Raw genomic sequence first — 20,649 nt, 5'->3', positions numbered from 1 at the left:
AAGTGTGTTGAGATTCAGGTCAGGCCGGCATCACCTGAATATCAACGCCAGCTTAATCGAGATCGAACCGCGCGATGACGGGCACATGATCCGACGGGCGCTCCCAGCCGCGCGCCAGGCGCAGGATCTCGTAGCCGGTAAAATCAGGCACAAGGTTTGGCGACGACCAGACATGGTCGAGCCTCCGGCCGCGGTCCGAGGCTTCCCAGTCCTGTGCGCGATAGCTCCACCAGGTATAGAGTTTCTGCTCATGCGGCACGTTGAGCCGCATCAGATCGACCCAGTTGCCGGCCAGCCGCATCGCCTCGAAATTTTCCGTCTCGACCGGCGTATGGCTGACCACGTTGAGCAGCTGCTTGTGCGACCACACGTCGTGTTCGAGCGGGGCGATGTTGAGGTCGCCGACCAAGACAGAGCCGGACACCTCGTCATGCTCTGCGCGGATGGCATTCATCTCGGCAACGAAATCGAGCTTGTGCTTGAACTTCCTGTTGATGACAGGGTCCGGTTCGTCGCCGCCCGCCGGAACGTAGAAATTGTGCAACAGGATCGCCTTGCCGCCGGCCCGCACCGTCACCGACAGGTGCCGGCTGTCCTCGATCTCGCAGAAGCGGCGCTTCTCGACCACCTCGATCGGTCGCCGCGCCACCGTCGCGACGCCGTGATAGCCCTTCTGGCCGTGGAAGGCGATGTGCTCGTAGCCGAGCTTGCGGAACGCTTTTTCGGGAAAAAGCTCGTCTGGAACCTTCGTTTCCTGCAGGCAGAGCACATCAGGCGCATGCTCGACAAGCAGGCGTTCGACGATCGGCATGCGCAGGCGAACGGAGTTGATGTTCCAGGTGGCGATGGAAAAGGGCATTGGCAATCCAGGGCAGCGTACGGCCAGCCAGAACCGATGGGCCCTGACGGGGAAGACGCCTTTTGACGGAGTCAGTCCGGGAAACTGCCAGCCGCAAGCCGCAAAGACAAGCCGGGCCGAGCCGGACAAGGCACAGCCCGCGACTTTCCACAGCCAATGAAAGGCTATCGCGACTTGGTGTTGACTTCGCGATTCGCGGTGTAGTCGATGGCGAAGGTATCGGCGGCGAAACTGACGCCTTCCTTGACGTTGAAGATCATCACCGTCGTGTCCTTGCCCTGTGCGTCGGTGATCGTCCACTGGCGCAGCTCGTAGGATTTGGGATCGAACATCATCGTGATCTTCGAATTGCCGAACACCGATTTGTCGGCGAGCTGGATGGTGGTGAGGTCGTCCTCCTGCTTGACGCTTTTAACACGGTCGCCCGAGAGGTCGATCTTGTCGTCGAGCAGCAGCTTCAGCGGTGTCTTCGCCAACGGATAGAGATCCGATGTGTTCAGCTTCTTGTTCAGGACGACCACCGACTTGCCGTCCGAGATCACCCGGAAATTCGAGGAACCGTCATAATTGAAGCGGATCTTGCCCGGCCGTTCGAGGAAGAACTTGCCGCCGGTCTGCTCGCCCTTGGGGCCGAATTGCACGAATTCGCCGCTCATCGATTTGACCGAGGAAAAATGGTCGGCGATCTTCTGTGCGGCAGGCGGCACGGCGGCCTGCGCCGAAGCCAGCAACTGGAAGCCTGGTATCACGTTGAAGGCTGCCGCCCCTGCAAACGCCAACCCTAGGCCCAGCAACTGGCGCCGCGTGGGGGCAAAATCGCTCAGCGTTGAAGGATCGTTTTTCATGTCGTTCACTCTCATCTGATTCCTGAGTTGCCCTAGTGCTTGGACCCCCAGTTGGGCTGAAGTTTGGCGGGTCGGCCGCCCCTCATTCGCTTCAACGCCTTGAACGCCTCAAGGTTGCCAGACAGGAGATGTCAAAGGTCGGGCCTTCTGGTCAGAACTTGTCGTCTTCGGTCGGCACCAGGATCTCGCGCTTGCCGGCGTGGTTGGCCGGACCGACGATACCTTCCTTCTCCATCTTCTCGATGATCGAGGCGGCGCGGTTGTAGCCGATGCCGAGCCGTCGCTGGATATAGCTGGTGGAAGCCTTGCCGTCGCGCAGCACTACGGAAACCGCCTGGTCGTAAGGATCATCGGAATCCTCGAAATTGCTGTTGCCGCCACCGCCGCCGGAACCGCCCTTGCCCGACGGCTCGTCGTCGTCCTCGCCGTCGTCCTCGGTGATGGCGTCGAGATATTCCGGCACGCCCTGCAGCTTCAGATGCGCGACGATCTTCTCGACCTCTTCATCGGCGACGAACGGGCCGTGCACGCGCTGGATACGGCCACCGCCGGCCATGTAGAGCATGTCGCCCATGCCGAGCAGCTGTTCGGCGCCCTGCTCGCCCAGAATGGTGCGGCTGTCGATCTTCGACGTCACCTGGAAGGAGATGCGGGTCGGGAAGTTGGCCTTGATGGTGCCGGTGATGACATCGACCGATGGGCGCTGCGTCGCCATGATGACATGGATGCCGGCCGCGCGTGCCATCTGCGCCAGGCGTTGCACGGCACCCTCGATGTCCTTGCCGGCGACCATCATCAGGTCGGCCATCTCATCGATGATGACGACGATGTAGGGCATCGGTTCGAGATCGAGGTTCTCGGTCTCGTAGATCGCCTCGCCGGTCTGGCGGTCGAAACCGGTCTGCACGGTGCGCGAGATCTTCTCGCCCTTCTTGTCGGCTTGCTGCACACGGGCGTTGAAACCGTCGATGTTGCGCACGCCGACCTTCGACATCTTGCGGTAGCGGTCCTCCATCTCGCGTACGGTCCATTTCAGCGCCACCACCGCCTTCTTCGGATCGGTGACCACGGGCGTGAGCAGATGCGGGATGCCGTCATAGACCGAGAGTTCCAGCATCTTCGGATCGATCATGATCAGCCGGCAATCCTGCGGCGTCAGCCGGTAGAGCAGCGACAGGATCATGGTGTTGATGGCGACCGACTTGCCCGAGCCGGTGGTGCCGGCGACCAGCACGTGCGGCATCTTGGCGATGTCCACGATGACCGCCTCGCCATTGATGGTCTTGCCCAACGCCAATGCCAGCTTGGCCTTGGTCGTCTCGAAATCGCGGCTCGCCAGGATCTCCCTGAGATAGACCGTTTCACGCTTGGCGTTCGGCAGTTCGATGCCGATGGCGTTGCGGCCGGGCACCACGGCGACGCGGCAGGCGATGGCGCTCATCGAGCGGGCGATGTCGTCGGACAGGCCGATGACCCGTGACGATTTGATGCCGGGTGCCGGTTCGAGTTCGTAAAGCGTGACGACCGGACCGGGACGGACGGCGATGATCTCGCCCTTGACGCCGAAATCCTCCAGTACGCCTTCGAGCAGGCGCGCATTCTGCTCCAGCGCGTCCTTGGACAGGCTGGCGTCGCGCACCACGTTCTTCGGTTCGGACAGGAAATGCAGCGACGGCATTTCGAACTTTTCCGACCCGATCAGCGATGTCTGCGCCTCACGCTGGACGCGGGCACCCGGAGCCGGACGCGGCGCCGGCGCCTCGACGCGCGTGGCGGCATCGGAGCGGAACTGCTGGACCCTAGCGGTTGGGGCCGCGCGGCGTCGCATGACTGGCTCATCGTCGAGATCGGCATCTTCGCCGTCATTGTCGAAACGATCGCCGAAGATATCGTCATCGTCCGGATCGACGGAAAGGTTGCGGTCGTTGACCATGGCGGCGAAGAATTCAGGCTCGACGCGGGCGCGGCCAGCCTGGCTCATGCGCGATTCGGCGAACTCAGCCGATTCGACCCGTTCGGCGGCGCGCCGCCAGGCAGTGGAGCGCTGCTCCATCTCCGGCTCGTACTCGTCCCGCTCCTGCCTGCGGCGCGCGGCGCGGCGATGCATCCAGGCGCGCAGCGACAGCCACCAGTGGGTGATCGCGCCGAGTGCCAGGATGCCCTCGTCGCCTTCATCCTCGTCATTGTCGAACAAAAGATCGTCCTCGCGCGGATCGGCGGCAGGCTCGTCCTCCATCACGGCGAAGCCGTTCTTGCGTCCGATCAGCGCCGAACCGTGGGCGAAAAGCCACAGCGCCGGTGCGGCCAGCAAGATGGCGATGATGCTGGCGAACAGCCCGGTCGGATAGCCGCCTATGACAACGCCGGGGATTTTCAGCACCATGTCGCCGAACACGCCGCCGAGGCCGGTGGGCAGCGGCCAGGTCTTGGGCGGCACCACGCAGCCGGCCATGGCGGCGGCCAGCAGCGCGAAACCGAACCAGGACAGCCCGCGCCTGGGCAGCCGGTCGACGCCGCGCGCGGAAAACAGCAGGAAGCCCCAGATGACGGTCGGAACCAGTGCCGCGACGGCGGCCAGGCCGAAGAACTGCATGGCAAGGTCGGAGAACACAGCACCTGCATAGCCCATGGCATTGGTGACGGTGTTGTTCGTCGCATGGGAGAAGCTCGGATCGGCGACGTTCCAGGTGGCCAGGCTGGCGACACCGAAGGCGGCCAGGACGAACAGTCCGGCACCGACCAGCCGCCCGACCTGGCGCCGCGCGAACGCCTGGATGCCGTGCCCCGTATCGGCCAGCGCGAGCGGTGCTGAAGCCCCTGAACGCATGCTCTTCCCCGTCTGTCATTGCTTCGTGCGGGTGCGTGGCGCACTCCGGCAGATTCGGGTCTCAGACTATCGGCGGGAAGGTTAAGGGCGCATTAACTATAAGAGGTTGAGATGATCAAACCTCGTTACCGCCGGTTGAGCCGCTTGCTGCCGAAGAAAGCGGTCCGAGCCGCAGGGCCATCAATTTGGGTAGGGGCATGCAATCTGTCATCCTTCGCGTGGCGCTCCTAGCCTGGGCAGGACTCAGTCTCCTGCTCGCCCTGCACTGGTTTGTCGACCTCGGCATGGTGGGCTTCCCGGATGGCTACGTGACGCCCTTTGCCAGGGCGACCGGCCCGCTCCTGCACATCCTCGCCACGGCCTGCCTGATGCAAGGCCTGTATTTTCTGTACAGGGGTGTTTTCGGTAAGGGGTTTGCGGTGCCGGGTCTCGGCCTGCAGATTCTGATCGCGGCGGTCCTGACGGTGGCGGCTGTGCTGATTGTCAGGAATTGCCCTCATTCGCTGACATGCAGCAGGGCCTATGAGGCGCTGACAAACACCATGATGGACGACGGCGCCGGCGGATAGAAACGTCTTTCCCAGCGCGGCTACGCGACCAAAAAAGAGGCCCGGACGTGATCCGGGCCTCAATGCGTGAACTCCTTTCGGGAGCGTCACGACGGGATCTTTTCAAAGCAATTCCAGGAAAACGTGCAGCGGCTTTCCGTTCGGAACTGCGAAACAAGGGGGCCGGCGGGAGGAGGGTTCCGCCGGCCCCGTTGGCTAAGCTGGCCTTACGGCACAACTTCGCCATGCTGGGAGATGTCGAGGCCTTCGACCTCTTCCTGGGTCGTCGGACGCAGGCCGACCAGCGCCTTGACGATGTAGAGGATCACGAAGGTGGCAATGGCCGTCCACACGATGGTGACGGCGACGCCATAGATCTGCTTGCCGAGCGAAGCACCCGACGACAGGCTGTTGATCGCCGGATCGGCCAGCACGCCGGTGAGCAGGGCGCCGATGATACCGCCGACGCCGTGCACGCCAAAGGCGTCGAGCGAGTCGTCATAGCCGAACATGTGCTTGACCTTCACCGCCGAGAGGTAGCAGACGACGCCGGCAACGATGCCGACGATGAAGGCGCCGGTCGGGTTGACGAAACCCGAGGCCGGCGTCACCGCAACCAGGCCGGCGACGGCGCCCGAGATGATGCCGAGCACGGAGGGCTTCTTGGCGACGATCCATTCGGCGAACATCCAGGCCAGCGCCGCAGCCGCGGTGGCAACCTGGGTGTTGAGCATGGCGGCGCCGGCAAGGCCGTCGGCCGCGAGTTCCGAACCGGCGTTGAAGCCGAACCAGCCGACCCACAGCAGCGAAGCGCCGATCACCGAGTAAACGAGGTTGTGCGGCGCCATGTTGGTGGTGCCGTAACCCTCACGCTTGCCGAGAACCAGCGCGCAGACGAGGCCGGCGACACCGGCGTTGATATGGACGACCGTACCGCCGGCGAAGTCGAGCACGCCGGCCGTGCCGAGGAATCCGCCACCCCAGACCCAATGCGCGATCGGCACGTAGACGACGAGCAGCCACAGCGCCATGAAGATCAGCAGCGCCGAGAATTTGAAACGTTCGGCGAAGGCGCCGGCAATCAGCGCCGGGGTGATGATGGCGAAGGTCATCTGGAACATCGAGAAGACGAATTCAGGAATGTTCGCGACGCCCGGCAGCCACAGCGAGGAGGTGGTGATGCCGTGATGGAAGAATTTCGAGGTGCCGCCGAGATAGGCATTCATGCCGCCGCCGTCGGAGAAGGCCAGCGAATAGCCGAACATGAACCACAGCACTGTCACCAGGCAGGTGATGGCAAAGCTCTGCATGATGGTGGCGAGCACGTTCTTCTTGCGCACCATGCCGCCGTAGAACAGCGCCAGACCCGGGATGGTCATCATCAGCACGAGGGCCGTCGAGGTCAGCATCCAGGCGGTGTTGCCGGTGTCGAGCACCGGGGTGGGGGCAGCAGCCGGTGCAGCCGCCGCCGCGGCCGGAGCCGCTTCCTGCGCGAAGGCGGCGACCGTGCCCAATGCTGCGAGAGCGAGCGAACCCAAAAGGGCGGCGCGTCCCGTCTTCTTCAAAGTGGAAGGAATATTCATTGAACTCTCCATTGGAATACGTGTTCGCCGCTCAGAGCGCGTCGGTGTCTGTTTCGCCGGTGCGGATGCGCACCGCCTGGTCGATGCCGAAAACGAAGATCTTGCCGTCGCCGATCTGACCGGTCTTGGCGGCCGCGGTGATGGCCTCGACGGCCTTGTCGACCAGGTCCGCACTGACCGCGACTTCGATCTTGATCTTCGGCAGGAAGCTGACCGCGTATTCCGCTCCGCGATAGATTTCCGTATGCCCCTTCTGACGCCCGTAGCCTTTGACTTCGGTGACGGTCAGGCCCTGGATGCCGACGGCGGTAAGCGCTTCGCGTACCTCGTCGAGCTTGAACGGCTTGATGATGGCCATCACGATTTTCATAAGGTTTCACCCTTTGCTGTTGCGGTCCCCCGCGTTTGCACGACTTCACCGATCCCAAAGAGCCGGAGAGTGCCCACGAGGATTCAAGCTCCGTGCCAATTGCCGAAGAAGGGTGTTAACCTGTTGTAAACAAAGGAATTGAAGCGACTATCTCGGCGACGTGCACGCAACGCCGGCAAAGCGACTGCTTAAAAATTAGGCAATTTTCTCAAATTGCCTACTATGCAGGCGATCGCTTGAGCCGGATCAGCCCTTCCTGCGCAACCGAGGCGATCAGCGTGCCGTCGCGGGCAAACAGCGAGCCGCGCGTAAAGCCGCGCGACCCTTGTGTCGACGGGCTGTCTTGCGTGTAGAGCATCCAGTCGTCGAGCGGATGGCTGCGATGGAACCACATGGCGTGATCGAGGCTCGCCGCCTGGATATCGCGATCGAAAATGGCGCGGCCATGCGCGAAGGTCGAAGTATCGAGCAGCGTCATGTCGGAAAGATAGGCGAGCACCGCCGCCTGGGTGGCACGATCCGCCGGCACCGGACCGGTCGTGCGGATCCAGATGTTCTGCTTCGGCTCCAGCTTTTCGCGGCTGGTGTAGTGCTTCAGCATCACCGGCTTCATCTCGATCGGCCGGTCGCGCTCCCAGTAGCGCTTGATGCCTTCGGGCACCGCTTCGCCGAACTTGCCCAGCAATTCGCGCTGCGACAGCAATGTGTCCGGCGCCGGTACGTCCTGCGGCATTGGCACCTGATGTTCGAGACCGACCTCGTCCTGCTGGAACGAAGCCTCCAGCGAAAAGATCGCCTGGCCGTGCTGGATCGCCACCACGCGGCGCGTGGTGAAGGAGCCGCCGTCGCGGATGCGGTCGACCTCGTAGACGATCGGCACCTTGGTGTCGCCGGGGCGCATGAAATAGCCGTGCAGCGAATGCACGTGGCGATCGGGGTCGACGGTTCGCTGTGCCGCCACCAGCGCCTGGGCGATGGTCTGGCCGCCGAAGACGCGCTGCCAGTCGAGCAACGGGCTGCGACCACGATACAGATTGTGTTCCAGCTTCTCGAGGTCGAGAATGCCGAGAAGCTCGTCCATGGCTGCCGTCATATTTCGCGCCCTCGCCGCAGAAGTGTTATGGCGGTTTCCGACAGGACGGACAGGCAGTCAAGGGCGCACCACCTGGTCTGAGCGCAAGGAGCGAAGAAGATGGAACGCAAGGCGGACGCGAAAACCAGGTCCGGGCTCGATGTTCTGGTCGCCGGCGCCGGCTATGTCGGCCTTGCCGCGGCCGTCTCGCTGAAGCAGGCGCGTCCGGGCCTCGCCGTGGCTCTCGTCGATGCCGCGCCCGCTGGCGTCTGGCAAAGGGATGGCCGCGCATCGGCCATTGCAGCCGCCGCCTGCCGCATGCTCGACCAGCTCGGCGTGTGGGCCGAGATCGCGCCGCAGGCACAGGCGATCACCGAGATGATCATCACCGATTCGCGGACCTCCGACCCGGTGCGTCCGGTCTTCCTGACCTTCGACGGCGAGGTCGCGCCGGGCGAGCCCTTTGCGCATATGGTCGCCAACCGGGCGCTGAACGGCGCCTTGCGGGCCAGCGCCGAAAAGCTCGGCATCGACATTATCGAAGGCGTCGCCGTGCAGGGTTTCGAGACCAATGGCGCCGGCATCACAGTGCATCTTGCCGACGGTGCGACGCTGAAGGCCCGGCTGCTGGTTGCCGCCGACGGCGTCAACTCGAAGCTGCGCGACATGGCCGGCATCAAGACGGTGAAGTGGGAATATGGCCAGTCCGGCATCGTCTGCACCGTGGCGCATGAACGCCCGCACAATGGCCGCGCCGAGGAGCATTTCCTCCCCGCCGGCCCGTTCGCCACGCTGCCGCTGAAACCCGGCGAGGACGGCACCAACCGCTCGTCGATCGTCTGGGTCGAGCGCACGCCCGATGCCGAGAAGCTGGTTGCCGGTGACGATCTCGTCTTCGAACACGAACTCGAACAGCGCTTCAGCCTCAAGCTTGGCGAAATCCGCGTCGCCGACAAGCCGCGCGCCTGGCCGCTCGGCCTGACCATCGCGCGCGCCTTCGTCGCGCCGCGCATCGCGCTCGCCGGCGATGCCGCCCACGGCATCCACCCGATCGCCGGCCAGGGCCTCAATCTCGGCTTCAAAGATGTCGCCGCTTTGGCCGAAGTGATCGTCGAGGCCGACCGCCTCGGCCAGGACATCGGTGGGCTCGACGTGCTCGAACGCTACCAGCAGTGGCGGCGCTTCGACACCGTGCAGATGGGCGTCACCACCGACGTCCTGAACCGGCTGTTCTCCAACGACATCGGTCCGCTGCGCACCGTCCGTGACATCGGTCTCGGTCTCGTCGAGCGCATGCCGCGCCTGAAGGAGTTTTTTATTCGCCAGGCGTCCGGGCTTTCCGCCAGCACGCCAAGACTGTTGAAAGGCGAGGCGATCTAAACCCTGTCGCTAGTTCACTTCGAAGCCTAGCTTCTGCCGCAGCCGCAATATGCGCTGGTCGGAAATTTCGAGGCGTTTCTCGCCGCCTTGTGCGGCGCGGTTGACCATCTGCAGCAGATCGTTTCGCTCGGCCACATCGAGCCGATCACGCAGGAACGGCGCTAGCTTGTCGATGACAACAGTGGTGTCGTCGATCTGTGACGCGGCCCATTTGGCGTAGATCACCGCCTCGTCGGTCTTCTTCTTGTCGGCGATTTCTGAAATCACGGCGCGAATGACTGCTTCGCGCTGCGGCAGCACGGGCCCATCCTCGGACACGATGGCGGTGATCAGCGTCGCCGCGGCCACCACCGGATCGTCAATTGCCGTCAGCGGCGACAAGGCCGCCTGCTTGCGCAGCTTCTTGCGGCGCACGGAGCCCTGAACCCGGCCGATGACATCGGCAACGTCGCGCGCGGCCTCATTCATCGCCTTCATCCGGTACCACCAGAACGCCGCCGCACCCAACGCGCCAAGGATAGCAATCAAGAACGGCATGCCGACATCCCCCAAGATCCCGGCGACGATAGGAGAACTCTTGCCTTGCTTCAACACGCAAAAGTTGCGCACGGAATGAACCAGGACGTTCGCTCAACCGCACGCCCGGGTTCCAGGTCGCTGCAATGCGTGGCGGGACTTTATGACCCCGGTATCTCGTAGATCGCCCGAACCTCGATGGTGCCGAATTCGGCCAGCGGAATGCCGGCGGCAATGTCCAGCGCCTCTTCGAGATTTCCCGCCTCGATCATGACGAAACCAAGCAATTGTTCCTTGGTTTCGGCGAAGGGACCGTCGGTGACCAGCCGCTTGCCCTTGCGCCGGCGCACGGTTTTGGCTGACGTCACCGACTGCAACGCCTGGGCGACGATCAGCAGGCCTTTTTGTTCCAGCAATCGGTCATAGGCCAGCGAATCGGCGTCGAGCTTGGCCGACCCTGCCGGGGTCAGCGCGTGAAGATCCTTTTCCTCACCATAGACCAGGCAAACATATTTCATTTCCAGCTCCCATGCTGTGACGAGGCGACAGGCACGTCGGCCCGGCTCTTGCCTGCCGCCGCATGGTCGAGAATGCACACCGCAACCCCGATGATGGCAACCGCCGCCAGAAACCGGCCAAACGCGGGCGCTGGCTGGTGCATCCAGTCGGCCTCGTGCCCGCCCGATCTGCGGCCGTCTTTCTTCCAGTGCGCACAAAACAACATATCCATATGATCCTCCATCCGGCCATCACTTGCGTGGCCGCCCGCAGGACGGGCGAGGCGGATCGAAGTCGACATTTTTGCACGCGCATTTTTTTCAAAGAAATCGAAGCCATCGCTGTCGACAGCGTGCAATGGCACAAAGAGCGCAGTGGCCTTCGCGTCCGCGCGCGCTATAGTTGACCGGACGCCGGGCCAAGCCCCGACCAAGCCTCGGCACCCAGCCACGACAACCAAGGAGGAATTCATGGACCGCACCGCAAACGCCGTCTGGAAAGGCAATCTGAAAGAGGGCAAAGGCACGCTCGACAGCCAAAGCGGGATCCTGAAGGGCACGCCCTATTCGTTCAAGGCGCGCTTCGAGGATGAAAGCGGCAAATCCGGCACCAATCCGGAAGAGCTGATCGCCGCTGCACACGCCGGCTGCTTTGCCATGCAGTTCTCGCATTTCCTGGCCGAAAACGGCACGCCAGCCACCGAACTCGACGCCAAAGCCGTGGTGACGCTGGTCCCAGGCACGGGGATCACCGGCAGCGCCCTCACGGTGGTCGGTAAGGTGCCGGGCATCGATGCGGCGAAATTCAAGGAATTGGCCGAGAAGGCCAAGGCCGAATGCCCGGTCTCCAAGGCACTCGGCGCCATAAAAGTGTCGCTCGACGCCAAGCTCGGTTGAACGAAAAACGACCTCGTACCAGGAAACGCCGGCCTCAGGGCCGGCGTTTCTATTTGTGGCGATCCTCAATGGCGAAAGGCAGAGATTGTGAAGGGCGGAGAACGAGCGTCGGGATCCTTCGCCAGTGTCTCAAATAATTGTCAGCTCCCTTCGCCGGTCAGCGCCTCGATGCGGGCGCGCAGTCTTGCGACTTCTTCCTCGAGCGCACTGATGCGCTCTTCGAGGCCGGATGCCGATGAAGCGCCCGATTGGGCGTGATGCACGGCGGTGGCCGCGATCTGCGGCGTCCCGCTGAGCAGATGCACAAAACGCTCCTCGCGCTGGCCGGGTCCGCGCTCGATCAGCATGACCAGCGGTGGCCTGCGGCCGATCAGCAGGTCGAGGTCGGTGCGCAGCGCATCGATCGACGAAAACCGCGCCATGCGCTCGGCGCGCGCCAGCAATTCATGCGCCGTCTGCGCGCCGCGCAGGAGCATCAGACCGATCAGCGCGATCTGCGCCGAGGTCAGCGAGAAACGCTGCGCCACCAGGTGCTCGTAGCGCTCGACGCGCGAAGCGAAGACCTGCCGGACCAGGCCCTTCTGCTCCAGCTGGCTCAGCGCCCGCCTGACCTCGACAAGCTCGGCCGCCATCACCGGTTCGCGCGCCGTCTTCTGGTTGGCGGCGGCATGCGCGCCGTTGAGCGTCAGCGGATAGACATCCGGCGTCAGCTCCTTTTTCTCGATCAAGCAACCGAGCACGCGCGCTTCGATGGGGGAGAGAATGGGAAGGTCGTCGCTCATTGAAGTTCAGCCTCCCGGCGGTAAAACTCGGTTGCAAGAGCACGGTTCCGCGCCTGACGGGCCTCATCACGGACCACGCCAGCAAGGTTCATTTCGTGATGACCATAGCGTGCCTCGAGATAGCGCGCGATTGCGGTCGGGATGAGACCGGACCCCATCTCTCGCGTATCGCTTTTCCGGTCGATCAGGCTGCGGATTTCGTCGCTTGCCTGCGTGGGCACTTCGGTCTGATCGAGGCACTCGCCAAGGTTCATCGGAGGCAGGCTGGCAAAGCCGTGCTGCTCCATCCAGTCCAGGGCCACCAGCGGGCGAATGAGGTAAAACAGCTTCTTCAGCTTCACCTCGCCAGAAAAGCTGCCGATCTTCGTGACATGCGAACGCGCGAGGCCGAGATAGTGGCGTGACACCTTTGCCGGATCGACGATTTCGGCCAGCAGGTCGAGAAGGCGCCGGCGAAATCCCGCGACCTCCTCGTAGACGATTGGCGACTTTGCCCATTCGACGATGACCGCGTTGCCGCCGAGCGCGAGCAGCAAGGCCTTGCGCAGATCCCAGCCGCCGGCATCGATTTCACTTTCGATGGGAAACTCGATCACGTCGCGTGCCTGCTCCAGCACGAGATGGTCGGACACAGGCCTGACATAGACGAAGCGGCAGTCATAGTCGCTGTCGGGAGACGGGAACCCCCAAGCGCGACTGCCGCTTTCAATGGCGAACAGGATTCTTACCCGTTGTGTTCGCACCAAGTCGAGACGAGCACGGATCGCCGCGACGGCGTCCGGCGAGAAATCAGCAGGCAGCGGCTCCATCCAGATGCCTAAACCCGCCGCTCCACCATCATCTTCTTGATCTCGGCGATCGCCTTGGCCGGGTTGAGGCCCTTGGGGCAGGTCTGCGCGCAGTTCATGATGGTGTGGCAGCGATAGAGCCGGAACGGGTCTTCGAGATTGTCGAGCCGCTCGCCCTTGGCCTCGTCGCGCGAATCGATCAGCCAGCGATAGGCCTGCAATAGCGTGGCCGGGCCGAGATAGCGGTCGCCGTTCCACCAGTAGCTCGGGCACGATGTCGAACAGCAGGCGCACAGGATGCACTCGTAGAGGCCATCGAGCTTTTCACGGTCCTCATGGCTCTGCAGCCACTCCTTGGCCGGCTCCGGCGACACCGTCTTCAGCCACGGTTGGATCGAGGCGTGCTGGGCATAGAAATTGGTGAGGTCGGGTACCAGATCCTTGACCACCTGCATATGCGGCAGCGGGTAGACCTTGACGGCGCCGGAAATGTCGTCGCAGCCCTTTGTGCAAGCGAGCGTGTTGGAACCGTCGATGTTCATGGCGCAGGAGCCGCAAATGCCCTCGCGGCAGGAGCGGCGCAAGGTCAGCGTCGGGTCGATCTTGTTCTTGATCCAGAGCAGCGCGTCGAGCACCATCGGCCCGCAATCGTCCATGTCGACGAAATAGGTGTCGATGCGCGGATTCTCGTCATCGTCCGGCGACCAGCGATAGATGCGGTATTCGCGCAAATTGGTGGCGCCTTCCGGCTTCGGCCAGGTCTTGCCCTGCTTGATCTGCGAGTTCTTGGGGAGCGTCAGTTCGACCATTACCTGCGGTCCTTTCGGATGACGAGCTTCAGCCCGGACCAGATTTCATTCACGGCGGCGACTTTCACATCGACCAGGTCGAGTTTCAGCGCCTCGGCGCGAACGACGCCCTCGGTGACGTCGGTCGGCACTTTCGATGCCTTCTTCGGCCAGGACACCCAGACCATGCCATCGCGCTTGATCGCAGCCTCGACATCGCCGAGGCGATCCTCGATCTCGGCGCGCTGCCGGGTGAAGGCATGAACGGCGTCGTATTTCAGGGTCGTTCCTGAAATACTGGACCAATCGGCCAGCCGGTCGACATCGGCAAAGGCCACGGCGCCGGTCAGGTCGTCGAGTTCCGATGGCAGTGCGACAAAGGCGGCGGTCATGCCGTCCTTCAGGCCGAGCTTGGCGGGAAGGGGCGTGCCGGAATATCCCGAGGCCGACATCGCCATCGTCAGTACACCCGTGCCTTGGGTGCTATCTTGGCGAGGCTGATGCCGCCGTCCTTTTCCGCCAAAAGCGGCTCGGTGTGCACCGGCCGGTACGAGAGCGTCACCTTGCCGTCTTCGCTGAGCCGCGCCAGCGTGTGCTTGCGCCAGACCTTGTCGTCGCGGGCTGAAAAATCTTCGCGCGCATGCGCGCCACGGCTCTCCTTGCGCGCCTCGGCGCCATAGACCGTGGTGATGGCATTGGCCATTAGGTTTTCCAGCTCCAGCGTCTCGACCAGATCCGAATTCCAGATCATCGAGCGGTCGAACACTTTGACGTCCTTGAGCTCGCCCCAGATCTGCGAAATGCGCTTGCAGCCGTTTTCCAGCGATTCCTGCGTGCGGAACACCGCCGCGTCTTCCTGCATCGCCTTCTGCATCTTCTCGCGCAGCACCGCCGTCGGCGTCGAGCCGTTGGCGTGGCGCAGACGGTCGAAGCGGTCCATGATCTTTTCGATAGAGGCTTCATTGGGTGCCGGGATTGCCGACTTGCGGTCGATGACCTGGCCGGCCCGGATCGCCGCCGCGCGGCCGAACACGACCAGATCGATCAGCGAGTTCGAACCCAGCCGGTTGGCGCCGTGCACCGAGGCGCAGCCGGCTTCGCCGACAGCCATCAGGCCGGGCGACACCTTGTCCGGGCTCCTCGGCGTCGGGTTGAGCACCTCGCCCCAGTAATTGGTTGGCACGCCGCCCATATTGTAGTGCACCGTCGGCAGCACCGGGATCGGCTCCTTGGTCAGGTCGACGCCGGCAAAGATCTTCGCCGATTCCGAAATGCCCGGCAGCCGCTCATGCAGCACCGCCGGATCGAGATGGTCGAGGTGCAGGAAGATGTGGTCCTTCTTCTTGCCGACGCCGCGCCCTTCGCGGATTTCCAACGTCATGCAGCGCGAGACGACGTCGCGCGAGGCAAGGTCCTTGGCCGACGGCGCGTAGCGTTCCATGAAGCGCTCGCCCTCGGAATTGACGAGATAGCCGCCCTCGCCGCGCGCGCCTTCGGTGATCAGGCAGCCGGCGCCATAGATGCCGGTCGGGTGGAACTGCACGAACTCCATGTCCTGCAGCGGAAAGCCGGCGCGCGCCGCCATGCCGCCGCCGTCGCCGGTGCAGGTGTGCGCCGAGGTCGCCGAGAAATAGGCACGGCCGTAGCCGCCGGTCGCCAGCACCACCATCTTGGCCGAGAAGCGGTGGATGGTGCCGTCGTCGAGGTTCCAGGCGACGACGCCGGTGCAGGTGCCGTCTGGCTCCATGATCAGGTCGAGCGCGAAATACTCGATGAAGAACTGCGCGTTGTTCTTCAGCGACTGGCCGTAGAGCGTGTGCAGGATGGCGTGGCCAGTGCGGTCGGCGGCCGCACAGGTGCGCTGCACCGGCGGGCCGTCGCCGTAATTCATCATGTGGCCGCCGAACGGCCGCTGGTAGATCTTGCCCTCTTCGGTGCGCGAGAACGGCACGCCGTAATGTTCGAGCTCGTAGACCGCCGCCGGCGCTTCGCGCACCAGATATTCCATGGCGTCGACGTCGCCCAGCCAGTCCGAACCCTTGACCGTGTCGTACATGTGCCACTGCCAGGAATCGGGGCCCATGTTGGACAGCGACGCGGCAATGCCGCCCTGCGCCGCCACCGTGTGCGAGCGGGTCGGGAACACTTTGGAGATACAAGCGGTGCGCAGACCCTGTTCGGCCATGCCGAGCGTGGCGCGCAGGCCCGCGCCCCCAGCGCCGACGACGACCACATCGAATTTGTGGTCGACATAGGTGTAGGCGGAACCGGTGTTGGCGGTTTTTGCGTCCTTGGCCAACTCAGCCTCCGAATGCCAGCTTGAGCAGGGCGAAGATCGAGGCGACGCCGACCGCTATGGTGAAAAACGTATTGAGCGCGATCAGCGCCAGCTTCATGCCTTCGCCATGCACGTAATCCTCGATGATCACCTGCATGCCGAGCCGCATATGGATGAGCCCGGAGATGAGCACCAGGGCCAGCACCAGCGCCACGAACGGATTGGCAAGCGCTGCCCGCACGTCGGCATAGCCGGCGCCGTTGAGCGCGATGAGAAAGCCGACGAAGAACAGCGTCAGCGGGATGTTGGCGATCGCGGTGAGGCGCTGGCGCCAGAAATGCCCGGTGCCCTCGCGGGCCGAACCGAGGCCGCGGACTTTCGCCAGCGGCGTGCGCATATCGGTCTTTCCAGTGCTCATGATCAGGCTCCCCGCGCCATGTAGCCGGCAATCCAGATCAGCAGCGTGAGTAGGATCGAGCCGGCCAGTGTCGCCCAGGCGATCTTCGAGGCCGTGTGCTTCTCCAGGCCGGCGCCGGTATCCCATACCAGATGACGTACGCCACCCAGCATGTGGTGCATCAGCGCCCAGGTGTAGCCGAACAGGATGAGCCGGCCGAGCCAGCTGCCGAAGGCCCAGTTGACCCAGTCGAACGTCGCCTGCGAGCTCGCCGCCGCCATCAGCCACAGAGCGACCAGCAGTGTGCCAAAATAAAGCGCGCCACCGGTGATGCGATGAATGATCGACATCGTCATGGTGATCGGAGGCCGGTACACGGTCAGGTGCGGCGAAAGTGGCCGTTCACGTCTGGCAAATTCGCGGGTGGCTGGTGATTTGCTCATGGCTCCCCCAGTTCGGCGTCCCTGGAGCCTCAGGTGGAAATGCGGCATTGCCGCTTTCGGTTGCGACTTCGGACAGCCGGTTTCTAATGCTCTTTTTGCACCGCGTCAAAGCCAGAAAACCGTTTCGAAAACGTAATTTAGTCTGACTTAAAGGCAGGCTTGGGCTTCAATCGATTAGGGGCTGGAGGCTGCAGCCGGCTCGGTATCGCTGCAGTGCAGCATGCGCATGGCATCCGCCGTTTCGGCTAGCGGGTGCAGGTCAAGGGCGTGGAGCCCGCCTTCATGACCAGCGCCTCGCGGCCATCGATCACAATCGCGTCATGCTCCTGGCCGAAGCGGCTGTGTTGATTGGCGGGCGAGGCCGGCAGATCTTCGCTGACTCCGTCGGCACCGAGAACGCGCACCGAGGTGCCGAGATTCTCGATGGTCATCTTGCCGCCATCGGCGCACGTGTAGGTCGCGGTGCGCGGCTGCGGCGCGGACACGTCGGTGACGGCGGCTTTCGGAGAATTATTCTGCGGCACGCAGGCCATGGCGACCATGAGCGGCGAAAGGGCAAGCGTCACCTGAAACGTCCGACGCAACGCCATGTGCTGTCCCTCCCGCGCGGCAAAACTGGCCGCGATGCATCGCTAAGATCAAGGTCGACGCCGAACTCAACGCCGGCCGCAATGGTGCGGCCAAGCATGGCCGAAAGATGGCCGCCGGGTTTTCCACCCAGTCGGATATTAACCATGTTTACCGAGACCTCGCCGCGAAACGCGTAAGCCTCTTAACAAAGGTTAAGAAAAGGTTAATTTCTGATTCGAGGAGGCTTTCCTCTAAACAAAGGAGGACGCCATGCGTTCGAACCCGGGAAGAATGCGCTTTGCGGCGCTCATGGTGGCGGCTTCCGTCGTTGGCCTGGCAGCGCCAGCCCTCGCCGGCGCACGTCATCAGGACCGTGTCTACGCCGATTCGTTCGGCAATCTCGTCATCGACAGCGCCGCCGGCTACAAGCGCATCCTGGTCGGCGAAGGCAAATTGGCCAAGCAACTGTCCGACTACACCAGCGCCGGTCAGCCCAAGGTGATCTACGAGAATGAATCGGACGAGATATCAGGCTCCAGCGACTGCTACCGGCCGCCGGTGTTCGTGAAGGGTCGCAGCTATATGTACGGCCTTTCCGACGGCGAGATGCCCGAACTCAGCCCCTGCCGCTGATGCGGATCTAACCAGCGCTGGCCGCAGCCACTCGTTCGCCGGCCGGCCCGGCCGACACCCGCACGCAATCGCGCCCGGCATTCTTCGCCTGATAGAGTGCCTGGTCGGCGCGCCGCATCAGCTCGGCAAAATCCTCGCTCGGATGAAGTTCGGCGACGCCGAAGCTCGCGGTGCAACGATTGTCCGCCGGCAGCCCGTCGATGGGCAGCGCACCGAAAGCGCTGCGTGTGCCCTCGGCGAACAGCCGGGCGGCGGCAAGGTTGGTTCCCGGCAGGATGATGGCGAACTCCTCGCCGCCGATGCGCCCGGCGACATGGTGACCGGCGGCGGCCTCGCGCAGGAAGCCGGCGAAAGTCTCGATCACCCGGTCGCCCGACGCATGGCCGAAACTGTCGTTGACGCTCTTGAAGTGATCAAGGTCGGCGATGACCAGCGCGACCGGCACGCCTTGCCGCATCGCGCCAAGCACCGCCAGTTCCGCGTGGCGGGTGAAGCCGCCACGGTTGAGCAGGCGCGACAGCGTGTCCGTCTCCGACCTCGACGTCACCTCGGCAAGCACGTCGCGAACCAGGATGGCCAGCATCAGCAGCGCCAGCGCCAGACCGAAGACAGTGCCGAGCGACTGCGACACCAGCGCGTAGCTACTTTGCACATAGGCCTGCGGGTTGGCGCCCCAGCCGCCGAGCGCATGCGCGATGAACGGCTTTGACGCAAACTGCAGCCCGCTGGCCGCGAGGACCGCCATCAAAATGCGATCGAGGCGGGCGCGCCTTTGCCTCGACGACCAGACGATCGCGAGACCGATGAACTGCATGACTGCATAGGGAAGCTGATAGGCCATCATGCGGGGCAGCGACTGGCGCGGCAGGTCCTGCACGACATACACCGCGACGGCGGTGGCGAGCAGGAAGAACAGCATTGGCGCCCATGGCGGCGCCACGGCGTATTTGTGCGCAAGCCCGCCGTTGAAGGCGATGGTGGCGCCAAGGAAGACGGCGAAGGCAGCGACGACCACCGGCCGCGCATTGTCGAAGGCGGGGATGCTGAATTCGATTGCGAAATAGACCATGCCCAGGAGATAGCCGAACGCCAGCCAGCGCGGCGCGGCGCGGCCGGTCTCATGCAACGCGACCGCCAGGAAGGATGCCGCCAGCAGGCCGGCAACCGCCAGATTGATCAACAGGATGAAATTGGCGCCGCTCATGTTCTTCCCGCACCCGCCCCGACAGCTAAGCATCGACGGGCGAAGAAGACGTTAACGCTGGCCCGGCCGGGCAGGATCAGCCCGCCTTGAGCGGTTCCGGCACGAACACCGTTTCTGGCCGCTCGTAGGACAGGCGCACGCTGTCACGGCCATTCTTCTTGGCCTTATATAGCGCGTCGTCGGCACGCCGCATCAGCGGCTCCAGGGCCTCGTCGCCGCTGCGGGCTGCCACGCCGAAGCTGGCCGTCACCTTTGTGCCGGCAGGAAGCCCGTCGACATGGCCGGCCGAATAGACCGTTCGCACCGCCTCGGCGAACAGCCGCGCCGCGGCGAGATCGCTGAGTGGCAGCAGCACGGCAAACTCCTCGCCGCCGATACGCCCGGCAACGCCGCGCGCGCCGGCGGCCAAGCGAAGCTTGCTGGCGAAGTCGGCGATTACGCGATCGCCCGCGGCATGCCCGTGCACGTCGTTGAGCGCCTTGAAATGATCGAGATCGGCCAGCACCAGCGCGACCGGGAAGCGCGCGGTGGCGCAGTGCCGCAGCAGCAGCATGCCTCGCTCCTCGAAACCACGGCGATTGAGAAGGCCCGAAAGCGGGTCGGTGTAGGTCTCGGTCTTCAGCGCTTTCAGCACGTCGAGTGCTGCGGCGGAGAACAGGCAGAGCGCAATGAGCAGCGACAGCAGTGCGTGCGACAGCAGCGCCGTCGTCCAGTAGGACGAGCCGTAGAACCCGTCATAGCTGGTGAAGGGTCCGTGCGCGATGACGACGACAAGGGTGCGCACGAAGAAGTTCAGGCCCGACAGCAGCGACAGCACGAACAGGATGTTTTCGGTCGGGCCGTTGCGGCGCACCGGTCGCAGTTCGGCGGCGACCAGGAGACTGATCCCGCCGAAAGCGAAATTCATCGCCAGGATGCGCCAGGTGAGATCCGGCACGACGAACAGGAACCAGCACAATGACGCGAGGCCACCGCCGGCCAGCACGCCGATCCCCACATAGGGCACCTTGCGGCCATAGCGGTGGATGACGGCGCTGGACAGGCAGCAGGCGGCAACGGCGAAGCAGATGTTCGACGTCACCTTGGTCAGCGGCATGCCGATGGGCAAGGTGAAATACTGCAGCAGGAAGCCGGCCGCCGAGAGACTGTAGCTGGTCGCCAGCACGGCGAGGTAAGGGCGGTGGCGCTGATAGGACCATAGCACGAGGAAGGCCGCGCCGAGCGCCAGCGCGATCGTCGGATTGAGCAGCGCTATCAACAGGCCGGTGTCCAAAGGACTGTGACTTCCCCTCGCTTACGTCAGGGAAGACCTTAGGGTGCAAGCCCAAACAAGCGGTTAAGCAAAATCGAATATGCGTTCGGGTGGATGAAA

Annotated in this window: 23 protein-coding genes; 4 read left to right on the top strand and 19 right to left on the bottom strand. The window is 63.6% G+C overall.

Features of this window, described 5'->3' with window-relative positions:
- Positions 1-52: 52 nt before the first annotated feature.
- The 3 genes from AC1D10_RS03535 to AC1D10_RS03525 all read right to left on the bottom strand — a co-directional run bounded on the left by AC1D10_RS03535 (position 53) and on the right by AC1D10_RS03525 (position 4,531).
- The gene (locus tag AC1D10_RS03535) at positions 53-859 is read right to left on the bottom strand and encodes an exodeoxyribonuclease III (RefSeq protein WP_379094610.1); all 807 of its coding nucleotides are present in this window, start codon (positions 857-859) and stop codon (positions 53-55) included.
- 164 nt (positions 860-1,023) lie between these two features.
- On the bottom strand, positions 1,024-1,704 hold the full coding sequence (locus AC1D10_RS03530) for an outer membrane lipoprotein carrier protein LolA (RefSeq protein ID WP_477269826.1): 681 nt from the start codon (positions 1,702-1,704) through the stop codon (positions 1,024-1,026).
- Positions 1,705-1,855: 151 nt separating this feature from the next.
- A complete protein-coding gene (locus tag AC1D10_RS03525) occupies positions 1,856-4,531 on the bottom strand; it encodes a DNA translocase FtsK (RefSeq protein WP_477268925.1) in 2,676 nt (891 codons plus the stop codon).
- 197 nt (positions 4,532-4,728) lie between these two features.
- Between AC1D10_RS03525 and AC1D10_RS03520 the strand changes: the two genes are divergently transcribed.
- A complete protein-coding gene (locus AC1D10_RS03520; RefSeq protein ID WP_477268924.1) occupies positions 4,729-5,100 on the top strand; it encodes a hypothetical protein in 372 nt (123 codons plus the stop codon).
- Between the two features lie 206 nt (positions 5,101-5,306).
- Here AC1D10_RS03520 and AC1D10_RS03515 read toward each other — a convergent pair whose 3' ends face one another.
- The 3 genes from AC1D10_RS03515 to tesB form a co-directional block, all read right to left on the bottom strand.
- Complete coding sequence (locus tag AC1D10_RS03515) at positions 5,307-6,662, bottom strand: ammonium transporter (protein WP_379094602.1); 1,356 nt, start codon at positions 6,660-6,662, stop codon at positions 5,307-5,309.
- 31 nt (positions 6,663-6,693) lie between these two features.
- Entirely contained in the window at positions 6,694-7,032 is a 339-nt protein-coding gene (locus AC1D10_RS03510) for a P-II family nitrogen regulator (protein WP_379094600.1), read from the bottom strand.
- A gap of 220 nt (positions 7,033-7,252) precedes the next feature.
- On the bottom strand, positions 7,253-8,125 hold the full coding sequence (gene tesB, locus AC1D10_RS03505) for an acyl-CoA thioesterase II (RefSeq protein WP_477268923.1): 873 nt from the start codon (positions 8,123-8,125) through the stop codon (positions 7,253-7,255).
- 99 nt (positions 8,126-8,224) lie between these two features.
- Here tesB and AC1D10_RS03500 point away from each other — a divergent pair, with 99 nt between their 5' ends.
- On the top strand, positions 8,225-9,484 hold the full coding sequence (locus AC1D10_RS03500; protein WP_477268922.1) for a ubiquinone biosynthesis hydroxylase: 1,260 nt from the start codon (positions 8,225-8,227) through the stop codon (positions 9,482-9,484).
- 9 nt (positions 9,485-9,493) lie between these two features.
- Here AC1D10_RS03500 and AC1D10_RS03495 read toward each other — a convergent pair whose 3' ends face one another.
- From AC1D10_RS03495 to AC1D10_RS03485, 3 genes are all read right to left on the bottom strand, one after another.
- Complete coding sequence (locus tag AC1D10_RS03495) at positions 9,494-10,021, bottom strand: hypothetical protein (protein WP_379094594.1); 528 nt, start codon at positions 10,019-10,021, stop codon at positions 9,494-9,496.
- 140 nt (positions 10,022-10,161) lie between these two features.
- A complete protein-coding gene (locus AC1D10_RS03490) occupies positions 10,162-10,518 on the bottom strand; it encodes a YciI family protein (protein ID WP_477268921.1) in 357 nt (118 codons plus the stop codon).
- Positions 10,515-10,856 carry a hypothetical protein gene (locus AC1D10_RS03485; protein ID WP_477268920.1) on the bottom strand — a complete coding sequence of 114 codons (342 nt, stop codon included), beginning with the start codon at positions 10,854-10,856 and terminating at the stop codon, positions 10,515-10,517. Before AC1D10_RS03485 ends, AC1D10_RS03490 begins: the two co-directional genes overlap by 4 nt.
- A 112-nt stretch (positions 10,857-10,968) precedes the next feature.
- Here AC1D10_RS03485 and AC1D10_RS03480 point away from each other — a divergent pair, with 112 nt between their 5' ends.
- Positions 10,969-11,394, top strand: a complete 426-nt coding sequence (locus AC1D10_RS03480; protein WP_477268919.1) for an OsmC family protein — start codon at positions 10,969-10,971, stop codon at positions 11,392-11,394.
- Positions 11,395-11,534: 140 nt separating this feature from the next.
- On the opposite strand, the gene AC1D10_RS03475 is transcribed toward AC1D10_RS03480, so the two are convergent.
- The 8 genes from AC1D10_RS03475 to AC1D10_RS03440 form a co-directional block, all read right to left on the bottom strand.
- Positions 11,535-12,176: a YceH family protein gene (locus AC1D10_RS03475; RefSeq protein ID WP_477268918.1), complete on the bottom strand. Its 642-nt coding sequence runs from the start codon at positions 12,174-12,176 to the stop codon at positions 11,535-11,537.
- Positions 12,173-12,985 (bottom strand): nucleotidyltransferase domain-containing protein, encoded by an 813-nt coding sequence (locus AC1D10_RS03470; protein WP_477268917.1) that lies wholly within the window; start codon positions 12,983-12,985, stop codon positions 12,173-12,175. Before AC1D10_RS03470 ends, AC1D10_RS03475 begins: the two co-directional genes overlap by 4 nt.
- Positions 12,986-12,993: 8 nt before the next feature.
- The gene (locus AC1D10_RS03465; RefSeq protein WP_111548527.1) at positions 12,994-13,773 is read right to left on the bottom strand and encodes a succinate dehydrogenase iron-sulfur subunit; all 780 of its coding nucleotides are present in this window, start codon (positions 13,771-13,773) and stop codon (positions 12,994-12,996) included.
- Positions 13,773-14,210 carry a DUF3052 domain-containing protein gene (locus tag AC1D10_RS03460; RefSeq protein WP_477268916.1) on the bottom strand — a complete coding sequence of 146 codons (438 nt, stop codon included), beginning with the start codon at positions 14,208-14,210 and terminating at the stop codon, positions 13,773-13,775. Before AC1D10_RS03460 ends, AC1D10_RS03465 begins: the two co-directional genes overlap by 1 nt.
- A 2-nt stretch (positions 14,211-14,212) precedes the next feature.
- Positions 14,213-16,051 (bottom strand): succinate dehydrogenase flavoprotein subunit, encoded by a 1,839-nt coding sequence (gene sdhA / locus AC1D10_RS03455; protein WP_477268915.1) that lies wholly within the window; start codon positions 16,049-16,051, stop codon positions 14,213-14,215.
- A gap of 1 nt (position 16,052) precedes the next feature.
- Complete coding sequence (gene sdhD, locus AC1D10_RS03450; RefSeq protein ID WP_379023756.1) at positions 16,053-16,448, bottom strand: succinate dehydrogenase, hydrophobic membrane anchor protein; 396 nt, start codon at positions 16,446-16,448, stop codon at positions 16,053-16,055.
- Positions 16,449-16,450: 2 nt separating this feature from the next.
- The gene (gene sdhC, locus AC1D10_RS03445; RefSeq protein WP_477268914.1) at positions 16,451-16,870 is read right to left on the bottom strand and encodes a succinate dehydrogenase, cytochrome b556 subunit; all 420 of its coding nucleotides are present in this window, start codon (positions 16,868-16,870) and stop codon (positions 16,451-16,453) included.
- A gap of 245 nt (positions 16,871-17,115) precedes the next feature.
- Positions 17,116-17,460, bottom strand: coding sequence for a hypothetical protein (locus AC1D10_RS03440; RefSeq protein WP_477268913.1), 345 nt, complete (start codon positions 17,458-17,460; stop codon positions 17,116-17,118).
- A gap of 250 nt (positions 17,461-17,710) precedes the next feature.
- On the opposite strand from AC1D10_RS03440, the gene AC1D10_RS03435 reads away from it, so the two are divergent.
- The gene (locus tag AC1D10_RS03435; protein ID WP_477268912.1) at positions 17,711-18,073 is read left to right on the top strand and encodes a hypothetical protein; all 363 of its coding nucleotides are present in this window, start codon (positions 17,711-17,713) and stop codon (positions 18,071-18,073) included.
- 7 nt (positions 18,074-18,080) lie between these two features.
- On the opposite strand, the gene AC1D10_RS03430 is transcribed toward AC1D10_RS03435, so the two are convergent.
- Both AC1D10_RS03430 and AC1D10_RS03425 read right to left on the bottom strand, forming a co-directional pair.
- Positions 18,081-19,277 carry a GGDEF domain-containing protein gene (locus tag AC1D10_RS03430; protein WP_477268911.1) on the bottom strand — a complete coding sequence of 399 codons (1,197 nt, stop codon included), beginning with the start codon at positions 19,275-19,277 and terminating at the stop codon, positions 18,081-18,083.
- Between the two features lie 76 nt (positions 19,278-19,353).
- Positions 19,354-20,550 carry a GGDEF domain-containing protein gene (locus tag AC1D10_RS03425; protein ID WP_477268910.1) on the bottom strand — a complete coding sequence of 399 codons (1,197 nt, stop codon included), beginning with the start codon at positions 20,548-20,550 and terminating at the stop codon, positions 19,354-19,356.
- Positions 20,551-20,649 lie beyond the last annotated feature (99 nt).

This window comes from Mesorhizobium sp. P2_A8 (genome assembly GCF_056404935.1).
This window is presented reverse-complemented; position numbering and strand designations above follow the sequence as displayed.

What these genes read in the sequence shown, in the direction of transcription:
- AC1D10_RS03500 (WP_477268922.1), top strand. Translation starts at nt 8,225, where the DNA reads ATGGAACGCAAGGCGGACGCGAAAACCAGGTCCGGGCTCGATGTTCTG.
- tesB (WP_477268923.1), bottom strand. Translation starts at nt 8,125, where the DNA reads ATGACGGCAGCCATGGACGAGCTTCTCGGCATTCTCGACCTCGAGAAG.
- AC1D10_RS03520 (WP_477268924.1), top strand. Translation starts at nt 4,729, where the DNA reads ATGCAATCTGTCATCCTTCGCGTGGCGCTCCTAGCCTGGGCAGGACTC.
- AC1D10_RS03465 (WP_111548527.1), bottom strand. Translation starts at nt 13,773, where the DNA reads ATGGTCGAACTGACGCTCCCCAAGAACTCGCAGATCAAGCAGGGCAAG.
- AC1D10_RS03435 (WP_477268912.1), top strand. Translation starts at nt 17,711, where the DNA reads ATGCGTTCGAACCCGGGAAGAATGCGCTTTGCGGCGCTCATGGTGGCG.
- AC1D10_RS03510 (WP_379094600.1), bottom strand. Translation starts at nt 7,032, where the DNA reads ATGAAAATCGTGATGGCCATCATCAAGCCGTTCAAGCTCGACGAGGTA.
- AC1D10_RS03490 (WP_477268921.1), bottom strand. Translation starts at nt 10,518, where the DNA reads ATGAAATATGTTTGCCTGGTCTATGGTGAGGAAAAGGATCTTCACGCG.
- AC1D10_RS03475 (WP_477268918.1), bottom strand. Translation starts at nt 12,176, where the DNA reads ATGAGCGACGACCTTCCCATTCTCTCCCCCATCGAAGCGCGCGTGCTC.
- AC1D10_RS03515 (WP_379094602.1), bottom strand. Translation starts at nt 6,662, where the DNA reads ATGAATATTCCTTCCACTTTGAAGAAGACGGGACGCGCCGCCCTTTTG.
- AC1D10_RS03530 (WP_477269826.1), bottom strand. Translation starts at nt 1,704, where the DNA reads ATGAAAAACGATCCTTCAACGCTGAGCGATTTTGCCCCCACGCGGCGC.
- AC1D10_RS03440 (WP_477268913.1), bottom strand. Translation starts at nt 17,460, where the DNA reads ATGGCGTTGCGTCGGACGTTTCAGGTGACGCTTGCCCTTTCGCCGCTC.
- AC1D10_RS03430 (WP_477268911.1), bottom strand. Translation starts at nt 19,277, where the DNA reads ATGAGCGGCGCCAATTTCATCCTGTTGATCAATCTGGCGGTTGCCGGC.
- AC1D10_RS03525 (WP_477268925.1), bottom strand. Translation starts at nt 4,531, where the DNA reads ATGCGTTCAGGGGCTTCAGCACCGCTCGCGCTGGCCGATACGGGGCAC.
- sdhC (WP_477268914.1), bottom strand. Translation starts at nt 16,870, where the DNA reads ATGAGCAAATCACCAGCCACCCGCGAATTTGCCAGACGTGAACGGCCA.
- AC1D10_RS03460 (WP_477268916.1), bottom strand. Translation starts at nt 14,210, where the DNA reads ATGGCGATGTCGGCCTCGGGATATTCCGGCACGCCCCTTCCCGCCAAG.
- AC1D10_RS03480 (WP_477268919.1), top strand. Translation starts at nt 10,969, where the DNA reads ATGGACCGCACCGCAAACGCCGTCTGGAAAGGCAATCTGAAAGAGGGC.
- AC1D10_RS03495 (WP_379094594.1), bottom strand. Translation starts at nt 10,021, where the DNA reads ATGCCGTTCTTGATTGCTATCCTTGGCGCGTTGGGTGCGGCGGCGTTC.
- AC1D10_RS03535 (WP_379094610.1), bottom strand. Translation starts at nt 859, where the DNA reads ATGCCCTTTTCCATCGCCACCTGGAACATCAACTCCGTTCGCCTGCGC.
- AC1D10_RS03470 (WP_477268917.1), bottom strand. Translation starts at nt 12,985, where the DNA reads ATGGAGCCGCTGCCTGCTGATTTCTCGCCGGACGCCGTCGCGGCGATC.
- sdhD (WP_379023756.1), bottom strand. Translation starts at nt 16,448, where the DNA reads ATGAGCACTGGAAAGACCGATATGCGCACGCCGCTGGCGAAAGTCCGC.